The 1419-nt window shown below is 45.1% G+C and carries 1 protein-coding gene and 1 pseudogene; one reads left to right on the top strand and one right to left on the bottom strand.

Annotation, left to right across the window (positions count from 1 at the left end):
• A partial coding sequence (locus F6K23_RS40460) for a transposase (RefSeq protein WP_293166848.1) occupies nucleotides 1-825 on the top strand: 825 nt, incomplete at its 5' end.
• 111 nt (nucleotides 826-936) lie between these two features.
• Here F6K23_RS40460 and F6K23_RS40465 read toward each other — a convergent pair.
• Nucleotides 937-1419 (bottom strand): annotated as a pseudogene (locus F6K23_RS40465) (mannose-1-phosphate guanylyltransferase); the annotation flags it as partial.

Here is a 1419-nt window from a genome sequence, read left to right on the forward strand (position 1 = left end):
CTAAAATACGAATCAATTATTGCTTACGACTTAGGCACAAGCACAGCTCTTACTACTTACGATGGGTCAGAGTATGTTGAATTAACTAACCCTCGCTTCTTGCGTAACAAAGAGCAGGAAATTAAGCGCAAGTCTAAGCTCAGGAGGCGTAAGGTAGCGCCTAACACAAAGAAAAGGACTAAACCCTCAAACAGATGGAAAAAAGCCTCTAAAGCGGTTTCAAGGTTACAGCGAAAAGTTAGTAATCAGCGTCAGGATTGGCAGCATAAGGTAACGTCAGATATAGCAAGTCGTTATGACATCGGCGTTACTGAAGAACTGCGGGTTAGAAACATGACCCGCAAAGCCTTGAAGGGAAGTAAGCGCAAGAGGCAAAAAGCCGGACTCAACAAGTCAATTTTAGATGTGGGAATGTCAACCCTAAATAAAATGATTGGCTATAAAATTGAGGCAAAAGGCGGATTGCTTTTTGTGCTTGATACCAAAAAAGTCAAACCATCTCAACGCTGTCCCAACTGTGGAAAAGTACACAAGCATTGGGCTGAGTTGTCTAACCGCCACCATGTTTGTGATGCTTGCGATTTTGAGATTGAGCGCGATAAAGGTTCAGCGTTGGTGATGTATCAAGTTGCTATAAACAAGCAACCGGGGGATGGTATAGCCCTCGTAAACGTCGATGCTTGTGGCTCTACTTCTAAGAAGCGTAACTGTAAGGATACGGGTTCTTTGAAGCAACTACAGCAAAAGAAGCGTTCAAAACTCAGTAAGTCCTCTCCGGAGCATAGGGTTGCAAGAAACCCCGTCCTACGCAGTGAGGCGGGGTAGTTCATTTAGCGCCTCCTATAGCTACAGGAGGCGCTGGCAAAGAAGAGACTTTCGGCTGAAACTTCTCTTCCATCCTAAGGCTTGAGCTAGGGTTCAGACTTGAGTGTTCTGTTACGATATGAGTGCTTCAGCTTTAGGAGCTTCTATGCCCTGTTCCTGCTCGACAAACTCTTGGACGTAGGTGCGATACTTCCTGAGACTATCATCTACCCAATCGCGGTCATCACTGTTGGCGAAGATATGTACCAAAGGTTCTCCTGCATCCGGCAAAATTAATACCCAGTCATCAGTTTGGGCATTAATAATCTTCACCCCATCAATTAACTCTAGGTTCTCACTAGGATGAGTTTCCACAAAATGGCGCATTAATGCCCCCTTGACTGTCCAAGGACAACGAATTGTACAGGCTTTGTGGCAAACGCGGGGTAATTCCGAGCGAATCTGACCTAGTGAATGCTCTTGTATAGTCAGCATCTCAATCAACTTAGCAATACAGAACATTGCATCAAATCCGGGATGCAACTGTGGGAAAATAAAGCCCATGTCCCAACTGCCACCCAAGACTACATTGGAATTAGTCTGGGATGCTTCCAA

The sequence above is a fragment of the Okeania sp. SIO2C9 genome (assembly GCF_010672455.1).
GTDB lineage: Bacteria > Cyanobacteriota > Cyanobacteriia > Cyanobacteriales > Microcoleaceae > Okeania.